The 20260-nt window shown below is 39.9% G+C and carries 16 protein-coding genes; 4 read left to right on the top strand and 12 right to left on the bottom strand.

All coding sequences use genetic code 11. From position 1 onward, the window contains the following. Positions 1–7: 7 nt before the first annotated feature. From Q0954_RS01870 to Q0954_RS01830, 9 genes are all read right to left on the bottom strand, one after another. Positions 8–2824, bottom strand: coding sequence for a CHAT domain-containing tetratricopeptide repeat protein (locus tag Q0954_RS01870; protein ID WP_299452889.1), 2817 nt, complete (start codon positions 2822–2824; stop codon positions 8–10). Between the two features lie 474 nt (positions 2825–3298). Then, the gene (locus tag Q0954_RS01865; RefSeq protein ID WP_299452886.1) at positions 3299–3742 is read right to left on the bottom strand and encodes a hypothetical protein; all 444 of its coding nucleotides are present in this window, start codon (positions 3740–3742) and stop codon (positions 3299–3301) included. Further along, the gene (gene coaE, locus Q0954_RS01860) at positions 3739–4344 is read right to left on the bottom strand and encodes a dephospho-CoA kinase (RefSeq protein ID WP_299452883.1); all 606 of its coding nucleotides are present in this window, start codon (positions 4342–4344) and stop codon (positions 3739–3741) included. Before coaE ends, Q0954_RS01865 begins: the two co-directional genes overlap by 4 nt. Beyond that, a complete protein-coding gene (locus Q0954_RS01855; RefSeq protein ID WP_299452881.1) occupies positions 4322–5320 on the bottom strand; it encodes a hypothetical protein in 999 nt (332 codons plus the stop codon). The genes coaE and Q0954_RS01855 overlap by 23 nt, the downstream gene beginning before the upstream one ends. Before the next feature lie 23 nt (positions 5321–5343). Then, positions 5344–5682, bottom strand: a complete 339-nt coding sequence (gene yajC, locus Q0954_RS01850) for a preprotein translocase subunit YajC (RefSeq protein ID WP_299452878.1) — start codon at positions 5680–5682, stop codon at positions 5344–5346. 72 nt (positions 5683–5754) lie between these two features. After that, positions 5755–6339 (bottom strand): DUF1573 domain-containing protein, encoded by a 585-nt coding sequence (locus Q0954_RS01845; RefSeq protein WP_299452875.1) that lies wholly within the window; start codon positions 6337–6339, stop codon positions 5755–5757. A 396-nt stretch (positions 6340–6735) separates the two neighbouring features. After that, the gene (locus Q0954_RS01840; RefSeq protein ID WP_299452872.1) at positions 6736–7032 is read right to left on the bottom strand and encodes a YtxH domain-containing protein; all 297 of its coding nucleotides are present in this window, start codon (positions 7030–7032) and stop codon (positions 6736–6738) included. Between the two features lie 25 nt (positions 7033–7057). Next, complete coding sequence (nusB, locus tag Q0954_RS01835) at positions 7058–8479, bottom strand: transcription antitermination factor NusB (RefSeq protein ID WP_299452869.1); 1422 nt, start codon at positions 8477–8479, stop codon at positions 7058–7060. A gap of 80 nt (positions 8480–8559) precedes the next feature. Continuing rightward, a complete protein-coding gene (locus tag Q0954_RS01830) occupies positions 8560–9651 on the bottom strand; it encodes a Glu/Leu/Phe/Val dehydrogenase (RefSeq protein ID WP_299452866.1) in 1092 nt (363 codons plus the stop codon). Positions 9652–10290: 639 nt separating this feature from the next. Between Q0954_RS01830 and Q0954_RS01825 the strand changes: the two genes are divergently transcribed. The 4 genes from Q0954_RS01825 to Q0954_RS01810 all read left to right on the top strand — a co-directional run bounded on the left by Q0954_RS01825 (position 10291) and on the right by Q0954_RS01810 (position 17250). Next, the gene (locus Q0954_RS01825) at positions 10291–12078 is read left to right on the top strand and encodes an ABC transporter ATP-binding protein (protein ID WP_299452863.1); all 1788 of its coding nucleotides are present in this window, start codon (positions 10291–10293) and stop codon (positions 12076–12078) included. Positions 12079–13204: 1126 nt separating this feature from the next. Further along, on the top strand, positions 13205–15877 hold the full coding sequence (locus tag Q0954_RS01820; RefSeq protein WP_299452860.1) for a hypothetical protein: 2673 nt from the start codon (positions 13205–13207) through the stop codon (positions 15875–15877). A gap of 50 nt (positions 15878–15927) precedes the next feature. After that, positions 15928–16431, top strand: a complete 504-nt coding sequence (locus Q0954_RS01815; protein WP_299452857.1) for a hypothetical protein — start codon at positions 15928–15930, stop codon at positions 16429–16431. Positions 16432–16917: 486 nt separating this feature from the next. Next, the gene (locus Q0954_RS01810) at positions 16918–17250 is read left to right on the top strand and encodes a hypothetical protein (RefSeq protein WP_299452854.1); all 333 of its coding nucleotides are present in this window, start codon (positions 16918–16920) and stop codon (positions 17248–17250) included. Between the two features lie 91 nt (positions 17251–17341). Here Q0954_RS01810 and Q0954_RS01805 read toward each other — a convergent pair whose 3' ends face one another. From Q0954_RS01805 to Q0954_RS01795, 3 genes are all read right to left on the bottom strand, one after another. Further along, entirely contained in the window at positions 17342–18052 is a 711-nt protein-coding gene (locus tag Q0954_RS01805; RefSeq protein WP_004156293.1) for a PspC domain-containing protein, read from the bottom strand. Between the two features lie 204 nt (positions 18053–18256). Next, on the bottom strand, positions 18257–19063 hold the full coding sequence (locus Q0954_RS01800) for an alpha/beta hydrolase (RefSeq protein WP_299452849.1): 807 nt from the start codon (positions 19061–19063) through the stop codon (positions 18257–18259). A 581-nt stretch (positions 19064–19644) separates the two neighbouring features. After that, positions 19645–20139, bottom strand: a complete 495-nt coding sequence (locus tag Q0954_RS01795) for a hypothetical protein (protein WP_299452846.1) — start codon at positions 20137–20139, stop codon at positions 19645–19647. Between the last annotated feature and the right edge of the window lie 121 nt (positions 20140–20260).

Here is a 20260-nt window from a genome sequence, read left to right as displayed (position 1 = left end):
TGTTGGTTTATCGTCCAATCAATATAAAATTGCTCCAATATTTGGGGTGCAAATACGGCTCTTGGGCAATGAGCTGGTTTTTGGCAGCATGTAGCGCCTGGGTATAGTTTTTTCGGCGATACAATATGTTTTGGTAGAGCAACACCATGAGTTTTTTGGTGTAGTAATCGTCGGCTTCCCACAACGACGAAATCACGCTTTTGGCGCCTGCGTGCAAAAAACCCCGCGCCAAAGACATCACCCCTTCGCCCGGTACAAACTTGCCCACCCCCGACTCGCAACTGCTCAACACCACCAATTGCGCCTTGAGCGGCAAATAATAAATACTTTCGGCATACAAATAGGTAGAGTCGGCTTGGGGCTGAGGGGCAAAGTGGATGCGCGCCAAGCGATCTTCGTTGAGGTTGGCGGTACTGTGGCTGGCAATGTGCAATATGTGGGCAACGTCTTCGGTATCGGGCATTTCTTGCAGGCTATTTACAAACTGCCCCAAGGTGGCCTGGGTAGACAAATAGGTATAGCTGGCTTGCCGCCTGTTTTTGAACAATTGGGCAATGGCCTTGATCTCAAGCCCACTATTGGGCAACTGCTCATCGCTGCTGTTGGCGGGCAGTTTTTGATTAAACGGCGCAAACCCGTAAAACTTTACTGGTGCCAATGGGCGGTGGTGGGTCTGCCCGCTTTGGTTGAGCCACCACAAGCTTGCCGAATAATGGTAGTGAATTTGAAAACGATGGTTGAGGTATTGCAAGGCGTTGAACTGTCCTTTTTGAATCAGCCAACGGGGGGGCTTACGCATAATAAGGGCTTCCATAGGCACACTCAATAGGGTAGGTTCTGTAATCACCAACTCGTTTTGGTACGCCAAATAAGGAATGAGTGGGCGCATCAGGGCAAGGTACAATTGATGGCTTGCTTTGACAAATGACCCCATGGGGTTTTCGTTTTGAATGTCGTTGTAGAAATCGTTGATCAAGGCAGTAAGCCGGGCGGTACTTCCTAAACGAATCAGGCGTACCTTTGACGCTGTAATCACAAAGGCATAACTTTGCTCGGTGGCCATTGTATAGGCTACCACGGCAGTTTTAGAGTACAAACGGCTTTGAATTTGCCGCAAGGTGGCAAGGTTTGCTTTATTGCGCAGGGCATGTAATCGGGGATATTGTTTTTTTAAGGCGGTTGCCCATTGGCGATAGCTCTGTTTTACCTTAAATAATTGATTACGGTAGTTTTGTGCCTGCATGCCTTGGGAGCGTTGCGCCAGCTTTTGCTCAAAAAAAGCAATTTGTTGTCTATAGCTTAAGTCTTTTTGCCTCAGGGTATCTGCCACCAGGTTTTTTCGTTGGTTTTCCAGCTCCGACATAGACTTGCGCAATACTTGCGATTTGCTCTTTTCGGAAAAATAAAAGGCTTCGGTAACAAACTTTTGGCGCAAAGCAGTGCCCTTGGGGTAAGACAAAGCTATTTGGGCACTTATCAAAAAAGCTTTTTGGTAAATGCTTTGGTTACGCTCTTCGGCAAGCAATTGGTCTAATCGGTTTTGTTGGTCAAACTGCATCCGGTCTGCCAAATGGTCGCACAGGCGCCAGGTTTCCAGGGCAAGCAATAATTGTTGTTTGTTTTTACCTTGGGTAGCCAGGTAATGCAGACTTTCAGCCTTGAAACGTAAGGCTTTCAACAAAAATTTACGGTTAAAATAGTAGGTCAAAGGTGGATTGGTATACAGGGTTGTATCTTTGAAGTTGTACACGTTTACTACCAGGCTTTTCTGAAACCACCACAACGCCAGTTGATATTTATTTTGTTGAAAATAGGCCAATCCGGTATACACATAGTTTTTTGCCAATATTGGGTGACGGTCGCCGTATAGCCTCATTTGCATGCCACGGGCTTTGTCAAAATACTGGAGAGCCAACGGGTAGTTTTTGTTCGTTTGTGAGATGAGTACACTGCCCAGGTCGAGGTAAGTTTGGGCAATGTCGGGGTGTGCGTCTCCGTATATGGTCTTATACATTTGCAGGGCTTGCTGGTGATGCTGCCGGGCTGCTTTATACTGGCGTCCTTTTTGGTAAGACTGCGCCAGGCTATTCAACACCAAGGCTATAGAAGGATGCGCTACCTTGTATATTTTGCGGTATATTTTCAATGCTTTTTCAAACGCAATACGCGCGCTTAAGTATTTGCCTTGTTGCTGCAGGGCTTGCCCCATACTATGGTAGTTGTCTGCCTGATAGCTATGGTTTATGGGGAGTTGTTTTTGATAAATATCAGTGGCTTTATAATAATAATCCAACGCCTGACTATAGGCATATTTGCTATGAAAAACAGTGCCCAGGTAATGGTAGCCTAATCCTACCATTGCGGCTGCCTCCCCATACAATGTACGCGCTATAGCAATAGATTTTAATAAATACTCCTCTGCTTTGTAATACCTGTGTACTACCCTCGATACAGCGCCCAGGTTGCGGTAGGTGTTGGCTATTTCGGGATGTATTGCATTGATTCCCAGCGCTTTTTTCTGCATAATGAGCGCCTGTTGATGGTGCACGATGGCTTCTACATATTGGCCGCTCATTTGGTCTACTACCCCCAAATGATTGTAAGCAACTGAGGCCACCAAATGCCCAGGGCCTAAATATGCGTCACTCATTTTTATTACTTTGTTGGCAAGCTTGCGGGCTTCGGTTAATTTACCCAAACGCCACCAACACTCAGTTGCCTTATTTTGACAATTGAGGTGATTTTGCCAACGCAGGCTTTGCGCATACATTGCGGCGGCTTTGTCCCAAAACAACATAGCGGCTACATATCGGTTATGTTGCATCAAAGAATCGGCTTTTTTACAATAAAGGTGTGCCTGGAGACTGTCCGCAGGGGTTGCCTGAAGATGAAAGGCAAGGGAAAAAGTAAAAAATAAGGTGAAAAAGAATGTTTGAATACTTGCGCTCATTAAAATAAATTATCAGGTCGTAGTAACAAACCCTACTCTACCCAGTTTTTAACTTCGCTGAGCTCAGCACAGTAAAACTGTAGCTTCGGTTTTTAAAGTACCGTCCCCGCCTCGGTTGCGTGTCTTCACCAACCGATCGAAACCCTAAAATAAGTCGTTTTTTAAGGTTGTGGGTGGTTTGATTTGTGAAGACACAAATCAGGGCGAAAAATAGTAGGGTAGAGTAAACAAACTCATAAGATGAGTTTTGGGTAGTTTACACACAAATCTAACTTTTTATTTTAAACTGATATGCAATAATGAAGGTTCAGTATTTTGTAGGGGCAAGGCTGCCCCTACTATCAGGCTTTAATGCCACACCCGATACACAATAAAAGCCAGAATACCGCCACGCAGTGTCCAGGCTGCTGTGCGTACCCAGTTGATATTGATTAATTTTTGAATAATTTCAGCGTCAAAACCTTGGCTTGCCAATTGATCATGGTAAGGCATGGCCACAAAAAAAGTAATGACCCAGGTAGCACCTACCAAAAGAAACAAAAGAACACTTAGTATTAAGTCTAATTGGCTGGGGCGAATAAAAAGCATACCCAAAGCAAGCAATAGCTCTAGCACCATAGGCACCGCCACCACCCAGGCAATATGCTCTACGTGTAGTTGATGGTAGGTATGAAAAGCCTCGGCTCCTACTTTGGCAAATCCAGGGTATTGTACCATTTGTACCAGCCAAATAAGCCCCATTAAAAAAAACGTAATCAGGAGGTTAGAAAATAAAAGAAATTTTGCGTTCATAGATTCAAGAATTGCTCGTGCAACCGTACAACTTGCGGCAAAACCATTTGTTGATCGTCATTGTATACCACAAAATCAGCACGTTTTATTTTTTCCTCTTCTGCAAGTTGCTTGCCAAATATGGCTTTTACCTGTTCCTCCGACCGTTGAGGGTCGCGCTGTAATACCCGCTTGATTCTCACATCTTTAGGTGCAAAAACAGTCATCACATAATCAAGTGCCTGATTACTCCCTGATTCAAACATCAAAGCTGCTTCTTTGAGCAAATAGGGTGCATTTGGGTAAAGTTGTACCCAGGCAGCAAAGTCTTGTCCTACTTTAGGGTGCACCAACTGATTCAAAATTTTCACTTTGTTACTGTCGTTAAATACTTGGTTTGCCATATAAGGGCGGTTGAGCTGCCCCTGGCTATCATAAGCCTCAGCGCCAAACTCGGCCGTTACTTCTTGTTGCAAGGTTTGGTGGTTGTTCATAATCCACCTTGCCCTACTGTCGGCATCGTATATGGGCACGCCAAAACAACCAAAAATACGACAGATGATGCTTTTACCGGAACCTATCCCACCAGTTATTCCGATTTTAAGAATCTTTTTTTTCGACATTCTTTAACTTGATTTTATTGGGCACCATCTGATAGTCAGTCACCACTGCAGGTTTTATCAACTTAAGTTTAATCGTAGAGTCCGCAGGATTTAGCTCACTAAAATCTGCATACACTTTAAATTCTTTGAGTCTTATTTGCCCCAGGTCTGATGCTTTGAAATGGAATTTTAACTGAACTTCCCGGTTAAAAAATGTAAACGATGTAGAGGAAGGGAACCCTTTGGCCATTATGGGTACTCTAAATGTTTTGGACATAAACTTTGCCACATCAAACTGTACTTTAGCGGTTTTTTTATCCTGAACAATAAGCTTTTGTTGGTTGGCAGGCAAGTTAATTTTCACCTCATTGTCATAGGCAGTTTTAATATTTTTTTCTGGCAATTCAAGCATAAAAGGGTCTGCCAGGTTCTTTACCATTTTTTCGGGTCCCTCAAAAACCACAAACTGAGGCTTTATAGTTACTTTACCATCTATTTGAAAGTCCTCTGCCAATGCTTTTTCATGGTAAATGCTTAATGGCAAGGTGCGCCTGGTGCGACGATCAAAGGTAAAAGACAAAGTATCTGACAATACCCCCAACAGCTCTACCGTTTCCAGCGATTTGCGTATTTTTGCCTGGCTCTGAGGCAAAGCAGGTAATATATAGGTTTTTTTGTGGATACTGCCATCTACATAACTTTGTAACATGCCATTGATATCGTATACCACTGACTTGCCGCTTATACCAAAGTACTTGGATAAGACCTGCCAGCCGGTGCCTTTGATCATGATACGAATGTGTTTGGGGAGTGGAGTGGTGGGAATAAACAAGGAGTCGTTGTACTCAAAGCTTACCGGGTACGATACCTCTATGCTTTGCTCTTTGTTGAGTTCTAAAGTAAACCAAAGCATAGTAGATAAGAACAAACATACAACTATCACCTTTGCGTTACTATCGCGAAAAAGTAAGAATGCTTGTACCAGTTTATTTACCATGCTTCGGAACATTGATTTAGGACTTAGTTATTTGCCCCTATCTTACGGGTAGCATCTACAGATACAGAGTTAACGTCAAATTTAAGTTTCATAGATTTTCCTTCGCCTACTTCCAGCGTTAAAACATCTCCTTCTACTTGAGCAATGGTGCCGTGTAGCCCTCCAATGGTTACTACTTTGTCACCTTTTTTGAGCCCTTCTCTAAATTGCGCCTGTGCTTTTTGCTTTTTTTGTTGGGGACGGATCATAAAGAAATAAAAAACAATCAAAATCCCAAAAATCAAAAATAGTTGGTACATCATTGGATTGCCACCACTGGCTGCCTTGCCCTGCAAAAAAATCGTTTCTAACAACAACAACATCTTCTAACTATATTTTATAATATAAATGAATACCTCCTCAGGTTTCTGAGGAGGCTTTAAAAACTTTCTGATTTATTTTTTTACAGGTCCGTTTACTTTAGCCACTGCTTTTACCTGCGCTTTGATGTTCAATACTTCTGTGCCGGCTGCAGTATTGGTAGTGAGCGTTACAGTTTTGGCTTGAGTACCGGGCTTGCCCTGACTATTGAATTGAACTTTGATTTCACCAGTTTTACCAGGAGCAATGGGTTCTTTTGGCCAATCGGGTACCGTGCAACCACAAGAGCCACGAGCGCTCTTGATCACCAATGGCACATCGCCACTGTTGGTAAAGTTAAAGGTATATTTTGCTACGGTTCCTTCGGTGATTTCGCCAAAGTCGTGCGTCATTTTCTCAAACTTGATAGAGGCTTTAGGGCCATTATCATTTTCGTTGGTAGATTTGGTGCTCTCAGTTTTGTTCTCACCAGTAGTAGATACAACAGTTTGGTTGTTGTTATTCTCTGTATTGTTATTAGCAGCACTTTCTTTAGTGTTGTCTGCTGCCACTGTTACTGCAGTAGTGTCACCATTTTCTGTCTGTGACTCTTTTGACTTGCTGTCGCAGGCGGTAAATGCCCACAACAATGTAACTACCAATAAAAGATTTCTTTTCATCAGTTTATAAATTTTAAATAGATTATACAATATTAATGTTAAGCAACGTGCTTGTCCCGTGAATGGGACTTCAGGCAAACCCCTCCAGAATAATTGACCATTTTCACTTTGGTTTTGCCTGAATAGCAAACTTTTCACGAAAATCAGTACACCTATGCTGAACATTGTCACTAAAAGAATATACACCTGTCAATTGCCTGCAATGAGGCACTGCTGTCAGGGTATTTTTAAACAAGCAAAGTACCGATACTGTTTGGTAGCGATAGACAAAAGTGACTTTTTCCTGATCAGCCAAAGCTGTAAAAAGGTTGGCTGAGCACTGCTTTTGGCTAAAACTGCCTCATTTCAGTCCAAAACCTCTCCCTCAATATCGGTCACTTATTTTTTCGATACTTCTTAATCTTTTCTTATTTGCTTGGTCAACTCCTCAAACTCTTTGTTTAAGTCTTGTACTCTTGCTTCCAGGTCACCCACTACTTTTTTGCCTTGAATCTTAGCCTCACTGGTAATTTCTTCCTTTCCTTGAGTCAATTCTTCGGTAAGTTGGGCAACTTTATCTTTAAGTTTAGACAAACGATAAGTGAGTTTGTCTCTGGTTTTGTTTCCTTCTTCAGGCGCATACAAAATACCAACAGCTGCACCTACGGCAGTACCTGCAACAAAAGCAGTAATTGCGCTCGCTAATTTACTCATAATCATTTCAGTTTATAGATGTCTTTTACTTATTATCCATCAATCCACGTCCACTCTTTTTGATATCGCCCTGCTCTATCAAATCCTGAGCAATAGAATCAAGCAACCCGTTGACAAACTTTTTACTCTTGGGTGTACTATAGGTTTTTGCCAATTCTATGTATTCGTTGATGGTCACTTTTACAGGAATACTATAAAAGTTGATCATTTCACAAATCGCCATTTTCAAAATCACTTTGTCTATCAGCGCCAGGCGCTCAATGTCCCAGTTTTTGGTTTTTTTGGCAATAATGTCCTCATACCTTTGGTTACCTTCTACGTTAAAGTTATAGAGGTTTTTGTAAAAAACTACATCTTCGTCCCAGTTTTTAGACAATGGCGAAAGTTCAAAGTTTTTGTTGATCGTTGTTTCCGTTTCTTCTGCCTCACTTTCTTCCTCTTCGGTGTCTCCCATAATGGCTTTAATTGTTTTTACAGCCATACTTTGTACTACCTTTCGGTTTTCAGACCAACTCAAATCCAACTCCTCGAAATACGAGTTGGTAATTTCATGTTTAAAGATAATATTTTTCAGAATATGATTGACGATTTTTTTATCGTCTTCTGCATTATTTTGCCCTAATTTCTGGTAATTAATGTACTCTTCGTCTTCTTTGATTACCTTTTTGTACAATTCCCGCACCGTGGTACGCAAAGCAGCATCATCTATTTTACGTTGCTCTTTGGCAAGTTTTAGCGCGTCACTGTTTTTCAATGTTTGGCAAACTACATTTTGCCCCATCTTATAGTCACCCTCAAAAATAGGGGTTTTTAACAAACTACTGGCTTTGGCTGCCTTTTCGAGGTTTACCAGTTCGGCTATCTCGGTTACCCATATCAAGCCAATCAGGTAGTTGGTATAAATAATTCTTGACTGCTGCAACAAACGTGCTTCCAGGTTTTTTATATCTTCCTGCAGCTTGTTGTGGTAAATGTCTATAGCTTTTACCAACGTTTTTTTCGATACGTCAGACGCGTCAACATCAATGGTGGGCTGTTCTTGCTGGTATACCTCTTTAAAAACAGCTATGATGTTTTTCTTCTCTTCGGTCAATGCATCGTTGTCTTCTTTGTATGACGCTCGTACTTGCTGCAACAAAGGGGCAAACTTTTGCTCTTGCAACGCTTCTTGTTCATCGCTGTTCCAGTAGGCATCTAAAATATCCAGTGCCAATTGCCTTACTTTCTCAGGCAGTTTTTTGCCTATTTGTATGTTTTCGGGCTTTCTTTGGTAGTTTTTTTCAAATATCCACCCTACTTGCTTTTCATCTTCGGCAAGTTGGCTAAATCGAGTATCGAACTGTTTTTCTATCAGATCAAGAGAGAGCAGGTAGTTGGCATTACGGGAGTGTTCGAGGGCATACAAGCCCTGCATTACTTTTATCCTTAGATATCTTCTGTTCAGCATTTCGGTGATTTTCTCAAGAGTCGCGGTTAGTTTGCCAAAAATACACAATAATGACAAACTAACTGCTTATCTTATGTAAATTAAAATGTCGTTTTTAGGCGACCCACATCTTCAATACGCTTTAGGGCTATACGTACAGCCGCTTCATGGGTATTGATATTTTCTTCTTCCGCTTTTTTAAATAACTCTAAAGTAGTATCGTATATTTTTTCGGTATGAGCAAAAGCACGGTCACGGTTGTAACTTTTGATGATCTCATAATATACATTAATAATTCCTCCCGAGTTAATCAAGAAATCGGGTGCATAAATAATATTTTTGTCTTTGCAGGCATCTGCATGTACTGTTTCATCCCTGAGTTGGTTGTTAGCAGCTCCCGCCACAATGTCACACTTCAAACGTTGCAAAGTGTCGTCATTGACGGTAGCTCCCAAAGCACAAGGGGCGTAAATATCTACATCTAAATCATAAATTTCATCTTTGTTGACTACAGTAGCGCCAAACTTTTCTGAGACCCGCTTTAGGCTATCTTCATTAATATCTGATATGTATACTGTAGCATTTTCGTTGGTAAGTCGCTCTACCAAATGCTCGCCTACATGCCCTACCCCTTGCACCGATACTTTTTTACCTGTGAGGCTGTCAGAGCCATAGGCTTTTTTGGCGCTGGCTTTCATGCCAAGGTATACCCCGTAGGCAGTTACAGGCGAAGGATCTCCCCCTCCTCCCATACTTTCGGGCAAACCAGACACATGCTCGGTTTCCATGCCCACATACTCCATGTCAGATGTTCCAATGCCTACATCTTCGGCAGTGATATATTTACCGGCAAGGCTGTTTACATATTTACCAAAAGACCGAAACAACGCTTCTGATTTATCGGTGCGTGAGTTACCAATAATGACAGCTTTACCCCCTCCCAGGTTAATGCCTGCCACTGAGTTTTTGAGTGTCATACCACGCGAAAGCCTCAACACATCATTCAGTGCATCTGCTTCATTTTTATACATCCACATGCGGGTTCCACCAGCTGCGGGTCCTAATACAGTATTGTGAACCGCAATAATAGCTTTCAGTCCGCTTGCTTTATCGTAGCAAAAAACCACTTGTTCGTGTTCGTTCTTTACAACCTGCCCAAAGACTGAGCCTTCCTGAAATGTTGTTTCGCTCATAATATGACAATAATTGAATTGTGTAACAATGTACTTTCTATATATTTTTAACCGGACAAAATTAGTGTTTTTGTGGCATCTTTCCACTATATCGTAATGCTTTACAGGGCTTTAGGCTCCATTTGGCAACACATCGGGGCGTATCTGAACAGCTTGTCAAGAGAAGCCTTTTGATAAAAAGCCAAATTTTTATTCAACAAATTCTATATATAGTTATAAAAAAAGAAGAAAATACAAGTATCTATAAAAACTACTTTGGTAGAGTTTTTCAACAAAAAAACGTGTTTTTTTTATTTTTTTTGCCAAAATATATGGCTGTCAGATGCCTTTTATATGAACCATTCTCAACCATACCGGGTTATAGGGTAAGTCTCAACCCAATTACTTTATTATATCAGATTATAAGTCTACATTTGATCTTGGTTGGGCAGGCATACAACGTTCAAGCAATGGACATGATGCTGGTTTTATGATTTTTGAAGTAATTTATAGCGACACTTTGTGTGCTTACACTCTGCCACAAAACAAAGAGCTTATAAAACCAACGTTTACTTGACCAAATACAACTAATGAGTGGAACTGCGTATTTATCAGCAATTCATGCTCATTCGCAACTCGTAATTAATCATTTGTATAAGAATGAAAGAATTAAGCTATCTGAATAAATATTTGCTTAAATATAAGTACCACCTCATACTAGGTACTATCTTTATAATCATCTCCAATTTTTTTAGCATTCTGCCTGCCCAAATTGTAAGGCATGCCTTTGACCTGATCAAAGAGTCTATTGATATTTATATATTGTATAGTGGATTTGACGCCCAAACTCAAATGTATGGGATGTTTGCTTCTACAGTATTGCTGTATGGGGCACTTATTCTGGTGATGGTACTTATTCGCGGGTTCTTTTTGTTTTTGGTGCGCCAAACTATGATCGTGATGTCGCGCCATATAGAGTATGACCTTAAAAATGAAATTTACGAGCATTACCAAACTTTGCCGCTGAGCTTTTACCGCAAAAACAACACGGGCGATTTGATGGCGCGTATCTCAGAGGATGTAAGCCAGGTAAGGATGTATTTGGGACCTGCCATTATGTATGGCATCAACCTGAGTACATTGTGTATTATGGTCATCACCTATATGTTTATGGTAGACACCAAACTTGCCCTATTTACTTTATTGCCCCTCCCCTTTCTGTCTATCAGTATTTATTATGTCAATAACATTATTAACCGACGCTCTGAAGAAATTCAAAAAAGTCTTTCGGGCTTGTCTACTTTTGTGCAAGAAGCTTTTTCCGGAATCAGGGTACTCAAAGCATTTGTAAGAGAGCAGGATTCTGCCAAAAACTTTGACGCCGCCAGCGAAGATTACCGCCAAAAGAGTTTAGGGTTAGCCAAGGTTCAGGCTTTATTTTTCCCTTTGATTATAAGTCTGATTGGGCTCAGCAGTGTATTGGTGATATATATTGGAGGCATTGGGGTAATGAACGGTTCTATTACGGCGGGCAATGTGGCAGAGTTTATTATGTATGTCAATATGCTTACCTGGCCAGTGGCCGCATTGGGCTGGATCACCAGCATTACCCAAAGGGCGGCAGCGTCGCAAAAACGCATCAATGAGTTTTTGAAAACCAAGACGGACATTATCTCAGAAAAAAACATAGAAGCTGAAGTTGTGGGTGAAATTAGTTTTAAAAACGTTGACTTTATTTACCCCGATTCGGGCATCAATGCCTTGAAAAAAGTGTCGTTTGACATCAAAAGTGGAGAAACGCTGGCTATTTTGGGCACGACTGGGTCGGGCAAAAGTACGGTGGCAGCATTGGTCACCCGTATGTACGACACTCACCAGGGCGAGGTGTTGATAGACGGACGCAACATCAAAGACTATAACATACCCGCTTTGCGCCAACAAATTGGCTATGTGCCTCAAGATGTATTTTTGTTTTCTGACAGCATCAAAGACAATATTACTTTTGGCACCAGTGGGCTTACCCAAGCACAAGTAGAACAAGCTGCCAAAGATGCTGATTTGCACCATAATATTTTAGATTTCAAGCATCAATACGACACCCGCATTGGCGAGCGGGGCATTACCCTTTCGGGAGGACAAAAGCAGCGTTTGTCTATTGCCCGCGCCATTGTACGTGAGCCCAAAATTTTGATTTTGGACGACAGCCTTTCGGCGGTAGATACTAAGACAGAAAACGCGATTTTGAATAGCCTTAAGCGCATCATGCAAGACCGTACTTCTATCATTATCTCGCACCGGGTATCGTCGGCAAAGCTGGCTGATAAGATTTTAGTGCTCGACGATGGGGTGATTGTAGAGCAAGGTAACCACGAGGAGTTGATTAAACAAAATGGGGCGTATAAAGAGCTGTATGACAAGCAATTGCAAACCGAAGAAGGGGTGAAGTAGTGGGTGTTGTATATACTTTGAACGGCCTGGTTAACCAAAAACTAGTAATTCTATTGTTCCGCTTCTCTGATTGTTATGCTTGTTGCGCAAGGGGATCTTTTAAACTGACCAATCAAAACCGGTATTTTATCTCGTTCAATGTATAACTGGTTGGTGCCATACGACTATGTAAAAATGGCTTTGGGTTACCCACCTAACACTCTCTTAATTGCAAATATGAGAACACATAAATAACGGAGCCTCAAAATGACTGCCTGCTTGTGTAATGTTTTGAATGCAGGTTTGATACTATAGGCAAAATAATCAATAAAATACATCAGGCAACTACACAGCAAAAGAAGCAATTTTAGCCAAAGTTAAATAAGTGCTATGTCCCAAGACAAAATTAAATATACCTAATATGCAAGTATAACTATCATATTATGAGAGAGTTGTCTTTACTTGTAGCTTATAGCTAATTGCACCGATATTCATCGGCATCTAAGGACTTGCTGCTACTTATGTCCACGAAGAAAATATCTACAAAGAAGCCATAAATAATAAAAAAAACGTATCTTGGGAAGAGGTCAAGTTTATTAAAATTATGAGTAAATCTTTCGACAAGACGCCTTCTCAACAAAAAAACAACAAAAGACCTTCGTCTGCTAATGTAGACGTCAAAGGGTATCAGTCTCCCATGCATAAAGACAGGCCAACTTCTTTCCCTGCCGTCGAAGCATACCCCCAAATGAAATACGCCTCTACCTCTGGAGATTCGCCAATTTCTTTGCCCGCAGTATCTCCCCCTTTTCACATTCCCCAAAACACCCAGGGGCTTAAACAACTTCCGGCGGTTACACCTGCCTTTATTCCACCCAAAACACAAGCCCTTCCTATTGTAGAGGAGTTGATAGATTTACTCACGCGATTTTTTCAGCAAGACAGCGAGGTGAGTTTGACCGAAGTAACCCAAATGGTCTCTAAATATTACCTTGGTTTCAAGCTATATATGACCCAATCTTCGGCAATGTCAGGGTGGCAGGTAGACCTTCGATCCTATTTATTCGGACTGGAAAAAAAAGTTGGGTCAACAGGTAGTAGCTACGATCCCCGCAAAAGTGCTCAATTGCAACAGCTTCAGGTGTATATGAAGGCACTAATCAAAAAATATCCCCCTCAGTACTGGCCATTAGGTCAACTTGCCACAGAGATGGACACTTGGTTAAAAACCTATTTTAACCGTTTTGGGGACATCAAGGCAGAGGTGCTCATGCGAGGCTATAGGGAAGTGTATGTGGGCAAGCAAAGTGAAAAAATTCTTCGGATTGAGCATAATAAGCAAGCCACGCACCATCAAATGTTTTTGATAGATGAAACCACTGGGGAAATTATAGACACTAACACAGATACAAGCCCGGTAAACCAGGAATCAATGGGGATCATGAGGGTAGGGCAAATGTTGTCGACTGCTTGGTTTGGTAAAACAGCATGGATTACTGCTACCTTTGATGGACCTGGAAGTGAGCAAGAACGTAGATTGGAAGAAAAGCTTCAACGGAATAGGCTTAAAGGGAGGCTCAAAGGTATGGAGGCTGCCTACCTAAAATATCGCCAATACAAAAAGTTAAACAAATATAAAATAAACACAGATCGTCGTTCTCTTGATTCTCATAATCCAGGGTTAACTGAGAACAAAGCGTACGCTTTGGTAGAAGGGCAGTTGGAGTCGCTTCTAAAAAGTGGAGGCTATTCTAGTATTCAAACATTTGAGAAAGATATTCAAGCATTTGAGCGAGCTTTTGTAAAAGAAAGTTATCAAGTAGCTTTAGATGCATTGGATGCTTACCAAATGCTATTGCACAAAGAAGAAAAAAGGTACAAGAACCCTTCTGAGGCGGCTGACTTGGAGCAAAAAGTAGCCAAAACAAAAGCAAAAAGCTTATATACACAGGCTCGCAAGGGTGAAAGTGCGTTTAATATATCGAGTTTTGGGGTTGATAAATATACCAGCGCCTCTACCAGAAGTATGCGCGCAAGTGTAAGTAGTGATGCTTCGGAAAAACGCAGTGAGGCAGAAAACCAAATGAAAGCGTTGGGAAAAAAGCATCCACTGCTGAAAAACCAGGATTTTAACCGGGAAGGATTAACTACGGCATCGTCTACCCAGGATTTTATGCTGAAATATATTGCAGACCGCTACGAATCTGTTCAAACTATTCGAAAGAAGATTCTGGAAGACCAACAAAGAAAAGACCCCAAACTTATTTATAAGTTAGATTTGTTGCTTGAACAAGTCTACAAAAATGAGGGAATTAGCAAAGGATCAATTTATCATCAAATTATTTCGGATCGTAAAGCCACTATAGAATTTGATGAGATGTTTGGCAAGGTTGCACTGGCAATTATAGCCATAGGATTAGGGGTAATAAGTTTTGGCGGCGGCACAATAGGAGCAGTGGCAGGAGCAGGAGCTTTGGGCTTGAGTACTTATGATGCTTTTGTCGAGTTTCAGGAGTACGAGACTAAACATGCTGCTTATGGGGCAAAAATGTACTCAAAAGATGCTACCATGGCTTGGGCGATTGTAGCTTTGATAGGAGCTGGATTGGATGCTGCGGGGTTAAAAACTGCGATCAAAAGCATAAGCCCTGCAGTTGATGCTTTTAACAAAACAGGTAATGTTGCCAGGCTTGAAAAGAGTTTGAAAAGGCTTAAGAGTATAGATGATAAAGTCCAGCGGAACATTGTAAGGGCAGCAAAGCTAAGGGCGAAAAAATTAGCCTTGCTTGGCCGCTTTAACTCTTTTGGGGTAGTACTTGAGCAGATGGTATTGATCATTAAACAAGGCAATATAAATGCTCAAAATGTTATATTGGAAATACAAAATTTTATTACTCTTAAAAATATTAACTCACTTGATGTAAAAAACATTAAAGAAATCTATCCACTTGCAAAAGAGATAGCTGAAAACCCTAATTCTAAATTCGCAAAGGCAATAAAGGGGAATCCGGGGTTGATTGAGGCGTGGAAGAAACTTAGTGATCTTGGAGTTGATCAGACTTTAAACAAGAATCTTGATATCTTAAAGAAGGTTGATAATTTAACAAGTAAAGGTTTAAGCAATACTCAAATCAAAAATATTGGTAACCTAAATGATCCAAAAGCTTTTGATATAGCCAATAATTTATCTAACAATCCCAAAACTCATTTAAATAACATAGATGGAATAGTTGCTAATTCGAAAGCATTAGAGGCATACGACTCTCAAGTAATGGATAAAGTAACAAGTCTTACAAAAAGTAATAGATTTTCAAACCCAGATGAATTAGACGAGTTTTTAACCAGATCACTAGCAGATTCAAAAAACAACAATTTTGGATGGCAAACAGAACTTGATGAAGCAACTGAATTACTAAATCAAGGCAAAAGAGTCTCTATGTCCCATAGTCCTCAAACTAGCATAGAAATAGATATTATAAATCACACTGATAACTCTGTAACTGAAGTCAAAAAGGTTACATCTAGCAATTTTAATAAGAATCTAGGGAAAATTGGAGAGAAGTTCAATAGCGAGGCTAAACTACCAAGTCTAATCAGAGACTCTTTTGATGACCTTCATGGTATAATAGAAATTACCGATGGCCCGTTATTCAGAGCAAGCAGGGATAAAATGTTACGAGTTGTAAAAAAATATATCAAACAACTTTCCAATTCCAGTAACACAAAAATTTTGACTGGGTTGAATAACTTGAAGACTCTTAAAATAAAAAATGGTTCATCACACCCAATTACTTTTATTCCGAAAGATTGGGCGAATTAATATGTAATTGTAATTTTAAAACAGATAAAATGTCCACATATTATAACTTCATGATTATCGATTTAGATAAGTTCAAAGAGCCTCCTATTGATGAAGATGGGCAGTATGATTTTATTAATTACCCAGATATAGAAGACGTTTCTATAGGAAAGGTCGAAAGCTCAAAATTAAATTACGCTGCTTCCGAGATGATAGATTTATTATTGTCTTCTGGGCTCATTAGAAATAATAACAGAGAGCTTTATATGACCTTTTTTGGTAATTTATATTGGTCAGGAAATAATGAATTTAAAATAAATAAAGACTTATGTCTTAAAAATATTTGGGGGGAAACGGGTTACTATTCAATAAGTACCAACTCTATGAAGCGTATAATTTCTTTGGAACCAGATATTGATTTTAAAATAATTATGCTTTTTTTTAGTAAAATGATAGAGCAAAAGAAAAAATTTGATATATCCTTCCATGACTTCTTTGAAATTACACAAAACTGGTTGAGTCTTTACAAATTGGCAGTAATAAAAGATGCTGATATCGTTTATGATATTGGTTGAGGCATAGCCCTATCTCACTGGCGCGCATCTATGATGCGTTCCTTTTTTCTACGAGCATTTATAATGCGGTTATGAAGCAAACAAAACATTGATTCACTTAGGAGCTAAAGCCAGGTCGTTTGTAGCTGGCTTTTTAAATAGCTCCCCTGGCACCACCCAACCCATCTGCCTGCCTCCATTGCCAGGTTGGGCAACAAAACCCACAAATAGCATACACTCCAAAACGACCAGGGTGTAGGCAAGGCTCCTCAATCTAAGTGGAGATGGGGCACTTGATGCGATACAAAAAAACTGGCGGAGTTTTATTGATGAAAGGTTATCTATCTATTCCGCAAGCTGTAGAGGCTAATCCAGAGTTGATTGAAGAATGAAGCCAGGGAGAAAATATACGCTCTAAGCCAGTAAAAGTCTATTTAGTTCTATATATTTTCCGTTGTACCCCACCTAATTGAGTATATATAATCACGAACTTTAGGCTAGAAACACATGAACGAAAAAGACATAAGCATTGATAAGTATGTTGCCTGGTTAAACGAAGGTAAATCTTACCAAGATATTCGCGAAGATATGCAGGCACAAAATTGTTCTGAAAAACAGATCAATACGCTGATTCCGTATATAGAGCGGAAGTTTTTTAGAGAAGCCCAACAACAAGCCAACAAGAGGGTTAATTGGGGTTTTGTAGGTGGTGCCATTACGGTGGTTTCAGCAGCGGCTCTTTTTATTGCCGACAGTAACGCTGTGTATTGCTATGGGTTGGCTGGATTGGCAGCAGTAGAGGTAATGATTGGGTTTGTCTACCAATCTCAAAGAGAATAACACTGTATGCAATGTAGTCAAAAAAATAAGCTTACTACTGTCAAAAGTAGTAAGCTTATTTTTTTGAGAGAGAAATTAATTGTTTGTATTTTTAACGACTATCGGGCAACACAAAGTTGAGCACCAAATAAATAGGGATGGTAGCTGCTCCAGTAATAAATGTGCCTGCCACAAAACCTATTCTCACCAGGGTAGGGTCTATGCCAAAGTAATTGGCGATTCCTCCGCATACCCCAAATATTTTCTTATCATCGCGCGACTTTCTCAGCTTACGGTCGGGCACCAGGTGGTTCCCTCCTACGGTGTCGTAGGGTTTTAGGTCAGAGTTCATTACCATCGACGGACGCTGGTTTCTTGATGGTTGGCTGGTCCATATTGTTTTAGTATTGAGCTGACTCATGAGTTTTAGGGCAGGATCGTGTCCGGCATTGAGCTGTAATACGCGTTTGCCATAACTTTTTGCACTGTTTAAGTCTTGTTTGTTGCGTTTAAGCAACCAACGGTGTTTATAAGCATTTGCCAAGGCAAATAAAGCTTCTACGTGTACAGGGTTGAGCATGACGGCTTGTTTCAACTCTTCGATGGCACTGTCCCAATCTTCATATTTGCTATACCCTTTACCACGCACCAGATAGTCATTAAAATGACGATCTATCATTGCCAAATCATCTTCTGTCATTCCCAGGTCAGCAGCCATTTGCGTCATTTCTTCTCTAGTCAATGGTCCCTCACCCTGCTTTTGTTGCTCCTGTATTTTCAGAATCTGTTTGATGTATGCTTGTATGGTATCGTCCGAATTCATATATCTCTTTGTATATTTTACTTCTCTCTATTATATGGCCTTTGTCTAGTACAATTTTAAGCAAAATAGCAAAAAAAAAGTAGGGTTTGCCATTTTTGCCCAAAAAAGCGCCTGATATATTCGGGTTAATGTCAAAATAAGTTCATTATTTTTGGCTTATCCCTCTTTATATAAATACACTTTATTCTTATATTTTGTTCCGAATCAGACGGGTTTGGGTTCAAATTTCGTTGGATTTTTTATAAAACGCATAGATGTTTCATTGAATAAGTCTGCCTGATCTATATTTACTACATGCCCGCAATCTTCAAATATTTGCAACAATGCATGCTTGTGTTTACTTACTAATTGTTTTACCTGGGGTAAAAACATGTAATCTTCCTGTCCCATAATGTATAAAGTAGGCACAGGTATTTCTTCTTCACGAAAGTACCTTAATAACGGATTAACTTCGCTTGTAAGATGATACCAACGTAAAAATTCTTTCTGATAAAGTTTTTTTGCCTGTTCGATGAACATAGAGCGTGACTTACGATGACGACGACGGGGCATAATGACCCAGGCAAAGAAGCTATAAATCCACATATAAGGTACCAGGCTTTTTACTTTATTGCCCAGGTACATCAATATCTTGGAGCGTACATTTAAGCGGATAACCGCCCCGCCCAAAGTCATACTTGTAATACGTTCGGGTTCTTGTTCGGCAATAGACCGTATAATAATGCTGGCAAGAGAAATGCCTACAAAATGGGCTTTTTGTATCTTCAGGTGATCCAATACATCCAATACGTCACGGCTTATATCATTGAAATTATAGCGGTTTTGCATGTACTCTTCAAAAAAGTGTTTTGACCTTCCATGACCTCGCAAATCAATGAGCAATACATTGAAGTGTTTTTTAAACGTTCTGATTTGCCTAAACCATATAGATGAGCTTCCTCCTGCACCGTGTACAAACACGACCCAATCTTTGTCTTCGGCTAAAAAATATTTTCTATGATAAAGTAACATGATAATAACAATGGATTAGTATGGAGGTAAACAAAAATAACGTTTTTTTTTAGATTAGGAATGGTACCAAAATAAATTTCTATAGTTTACAAAATATTTTGAAGCTAGATGCAGCGAAAAATTGACTAATAGCAGCGCTATTCGGCTATTTTTTAACAAAGTATAGCCTCAAAAGATGAGGTTAAGAATGTGTATTTATTTTGACACCGTTCCTAAGTGTCAATGCTCCGCAGTGATTTTAGTCAAAGTTGTTTGCTGTTTATCAGTCATTTATGAATTTAAAAACTATTTATACTTAAACAAAAATGGTTTTGAAGATGGATTTTGACTAATTGTTTGAATACCAACATTAATCAACCGAAGCTACAGCTTGCTGTGCTGAGCTCTGCTTCAGCTAATCCTGTAAATCCTAAAATCACTTTAATCTTAGTATAATTGGGTGTTTAGGCATAAAACCGAAACACTTTTAAAAATAAAGTGAGTATACAATCTCAATATAAAATACTGTTTTACAGCATTTAACAAGGTGAACATTTACTCGAATCAGCTATGGACTATCGACTAAATACTATGGACTATTGTTAGGTAAGCTTCATATAAAAAAATAAAGCCTCCTTTTCTATTATTTGCTTGAGTTCCTGCACATGAGGTTGTTCGTAGGTTTGTGTATTTCCAACTAATAAGATAATCAGATTGTTTTGGTTGTATTTACGGTTTTTGTACATAGTTGTTTGTCCTATCAAACGATTTACCTCATTGCGACTTTTGAGTTTGCGGGCAAGCTTCAACTCAATGCCTACCTTGCCGTTTCCAACGTCTAAGTCTATTTTTTCTCGCCCTCCCATAGATATTTGAGTTTCGACATCATCAAAGTAATGACGCATTTTTTTAGCAAGCCATTGCTCTATTTGTTTCTCTGAGGCTTTGCCAAATTTTTTCTCGCTGGGTTGCAGCTTTTGCATTAGCTGAAGTACATTTTTGGGAGAAGGTAGTTTTTTGCTTTGCTCATATTGGTTTAAAAAATAAAAAGTAATCACTGCGCTTATACCTAATAGCATTACTGCCTGTATCCACATTTTTTTTTATAAAGTTTGGTGTCGGTTAAAAAGTAGAGTTCAGCAAAGTCCAATACTACAAATTACGCAAAAAAGTATTGAATTTCAAGCAGATAAGTTGCTCAAGTCACCTACTTGTTAG

It is taken from the genome of uncultured Microscilla sp., from assembly GCF_947493425.1.
Lineage (GTDB): Bacteria > Bacteroidota > Bacteroidia > Cytophagales > Microscillaceae > Microscilla.
The sequence above is the reverse complement of the archived record's forward strand: the minus strand, read 5'-3'. Positions and strand labels throughout refer to the sequence as shown.

Excerpts from the sequence above, each read along its gene's own strand:
- Q0954_RS01870 (WP_299452889.1), bottom strand. The coding sequence starts at position 2,824 with ATGCAACATAACCGATATGTAGCCGCTATGTTGTTTTGGGACAAAGCC.
- Q0954_RS01865 (WP_299452886.1), bottom strand. The coding sequence starts at position 3,742 with ATGAACGCAAAATTTCTTTTATTTTCTAACCTCCTGATTACGTTTTTT.
- coaE (WP_299452883.1), bottom strand. The coding sequence starts at position 4,344 with ATGTCGAAAAAAAAGATTCTTAAAATCGGAATAACTGGTGGGATAGGT.
- Q0954_RS01855 (WP_299452881.1), bottom strand. The coding sequence starts at position 5,320 with ATGGTAAATAAACTGGTACAAGCATTCTTACTTTTTCGCGATAGTAAC.
- yajC (WP_299452878.1), bottom strand. The coding sequence starts at position 5,682 with ATGTTGTTGTTGTTAGAAACGATTTTTTTGCAGGGCAAGGCAGCCAGT.
- Q0954_RS01845 (WP_299452875.1), bottom strand. The coding sequence starts at position 6,339 with ATGAAAAGAAATCTTTTATTGGTAGTTACATTGTTGTGGGCATTTACC.
- Q0954_RS01840 (WP_299452872.1), bottom strand. The coding sequence starts at position 7,032 with ATGAGTAAATTAGCGAGCGCAATTACTGCTTTTGTTGCAGGTACTGCC.
- nusB (WP_299452869.1), bottom strand. The coding sequence starts at position 8,479 with ATGCTGAACAGAAGATATCTAAGGATAAAAGTAATGCAGGGCTTGTAT.
- Q0954_RS01830 (WP_299452866.1), bottom strand. The coding sequence starts at position 9,651 with ATGAGCGAAACAACATTTCAGGAAGGCTCAGTCTTTGGGCAGGTTGTA.
- Q0954_RS01825 (WP_299452863.1), top strand. The coding sequence starts at position 10,291 with ATGAAAGAATTAAGCTATCTGAATAAATATTTGCTTAAATATAAGTAC.
- Q0954_RS01820 (WP_299452860.1), top strand. The coding sequence starts at position 13,205 with ATGAAGGCACTAATCAAAAAATATCCCCCTCAGTACTGGCCATTAGGT.
- Q0954_RS01815 (WP_299452857.1), top strand. The coding sequence starts at position 15,928 with ATGATTATCGATTTAGATAAGTTCAAAGAGCCTCCTATTGATGAAGAT.
- Q0954_RS01810 (WP_299452854.1), top strand. The coding sequence starts at position 16,918 with ATGAACGAAAAAGACATAAGCATTGATAAGTATGTTGCCTGGTTAAAC.
- Q0954_RS01805 (WP_004156293.1), bottom strand. The coding sequence starts at position 18,052 with ATGAATTCGGACGATACCATACAAGCATACATCAAACAGATTCTGAAA.
- Q0954_RS01800 (WP_299452849.1), bottom strand. The coding sequence starts at position 19,063 with ATGTTACTTTATCATAGAAAATATTTTTTAGCCGAAGACAAAGATTGG.
- Q0954_RS01795 (WP_299452846.1), bottom strand. The coding sequence starts at position 20,139 with ATGTGGATACAGGCAGTAATGCTATTAGGTATAAGCGCAGTGATTACT.